Origin of the sequence: Paracoccus sp. MC1854 (genome assembly GCF_014164635.1) — a bacterium.
Taxonomy (GTDB): Bacteria; Pseudomonadota; Alphaproteobacteria; order Rhodobacterales; family Rhodobacteraceae; genus Paracoccus.
Genome location: NZ_JACJFU010000030.1, coordinates 1 through 1,657 on the forward strand (window position 1 = coordinate 1; position 1,657 = coordinate 1,657).

Consider the following 1,657-nt stretch of genomic DNA (forward strand, 5'->3'; position numbering starts at 1 on the left):
TTTTTGCTTCCTCTCCCCGCCGCGCTGCTCGGTGCCGTCTCTTGGCGCAGGCAGGGAAGGGGGCGCCGCTGGGCCATCCGCAGAGCCGTCCTGCGGTGCAAGAAGGGAGGAGGAAAGAGGTTGACGTGAGGCGAAGAGAAGATGAAGGGTGGAGATGGCAGGAACTGTTGAATGTTTACAACCTCGGATCAGGTGGCTCGTGGCCCGTCAGAAACTCACTCCTTCCAAGCGCGACGAGGCGATCCGCCGCCTGCGGGCAGGCGGAACCGCCCAGACAGTCGCCGACGCGGTGGGGGTATCGAAAGAAACCATTGCCAAGGTCCGGCAGCACGAAGTTCGGAGCCGTGACAGCGCCACCACGGACGGCAAGCCGGTATCGGCGCGGCTGACGCCGGCCGAGATCGAGCAGTTGGAGTGGCTGAAAGCCCGTTTCGGTTACGGGTCTAACTCCGACGCGATCCGTGCCCTGGTCCGCGCAGCGTCGGGGATGCTGGAGTTCGACCCGGTGGCGGCCGAGAAGCTGGATGAAGTTCGGGGTGGACGCGCTACCCCAAATGCGACTTCGGCTCCCGTGAGAGTTTCTCTCGTCGGTGTCCGCGGCCGAGGATGTTGGCCCTGAACACCTCGGCGGGAGTGCGGAAGCCGAGACACTTGCGCGGGGTGGCGTTGAGACCGGCACAGAGCTGGCGCAGTTCTTCTTGCGAGAGCGTGTTCGGATCGGTGTCGCGGCAGATCCAGCGGCGCAGGCGCTTGTTGGCGTTCTCGACCGCGCCTTTCTGCCAGGGGGACTGCGCCTCGCAGAACCAGGTCTGGGTGCCGATCTCGGCCTGCAGGTGCGGCCAGTCGATGAACTCCGAGCCGCGGTCGAAGGTGATGGATTTGCGCGCATGCAAGGGCAGGGGGGCCAGCACCGTGGCGATCTGCGCCATGATGGGTTTCGTGCGCTTTTCAGCGTTTTTCAGCACCACGAGGAAACGACTGGTGCGCTCGATCATCGTGGTGACGTTGGCAGGGCCGTATTTCTGCCGGAACAGGACAAGATCGGCTTCCCAGTGCCCGAACTCCTTTCGATGGGCGACCACATCGGGACGGAACAGGATGCTGAGTTCAGGGGCAAATTTCGGCGGAGGACGCTTGCGCAGACGATAGCCGCGCCGACGTCTGCGGCCGGAGGGCAGGTGCCGCCACAACTCGCCCCGGCGGCCTTCCTCGGAGTAGATGTGACGATAGATGGTTTCGTGGCAGACCCGGACCGGGGCTCGCTCGTGCCGCATGCGGCCGGCGATCTGCTCGGGTGTCCAGCCTGATCTCAAGCAGCGCTCGACCTGGTCGCGCAACTGGGACTCGCGTATCAACTTGCGCTGCCGCATCCGCCGGCCATCGGTCAGGCTCTGTGCCACGATGCACCAGTAGCCGCTGAGCCTGGGCGCCTCGCTGTCGTGGAAATGGTTGCGCCGGATCTCACGGAAGATAGTGGAGCGGTGCCGGCCGAGCCGCCGCGCCATCTCGTCGGGGCTCATCTTCGCATGATGCCAGCGCTCGATCCGGCGACGCTCCGCCAGCGAGAGGTGAGAATACCGAACCTTCATTCGAATGTCCTTTCAAAGCCCAACTCATTGTTGAGGATCAAAAGTCGCACTCCAAGGTAGCGCGTCCC

At 64.3% G+C, this 1,657-nt stretch carries 2 protein-coding genes; one reads left to right on the forward strand and one right to left on the reverse strand.

Going from position 1 to position 1,657, the window contains the following annotated elements; translation table 11 throughout:
• The first annotated feature begins 199 nt into the window (after positions 1-199).
• On the forward strand, positions 200-619 hold the full coding sequence (locus tag H5395_RS14910; protein WP_182793360.1) for a hypothetical protein: 420 nt from the start codon (positions 200-202) through the stop codon (positions 617-619).
• Here H5395_RS14910 and H5395_RS14915 read toward each other — a convergent pair.
• Positions 546-1,589, reverse strand: a complete 1,044-nt coding sequence (locus H5395_RS14915) for an IS30 family transposase (RefSeq protein ID WP_182793361.1) — start codon at positions 1,587-1,589, stop codon at positions 546-548. The genes H5395_RS14910 and H5395_RS14915 overlap by 74 nt on opposite strands.
• Between the last annotated feature and the right edge of the window lie 68 nt (positions 1,590-1,657).

Bases quoted from the DNA above. Each gene is read 5' to 3' on its own strand.
- H5395_RS14915 (WP_182793361.1), bottom strand. From the start codon at position 1,589: ATGAAGGTTCGGTATTCTCACCTCTCGCTGGCGGAGCGTCGCCGGATC.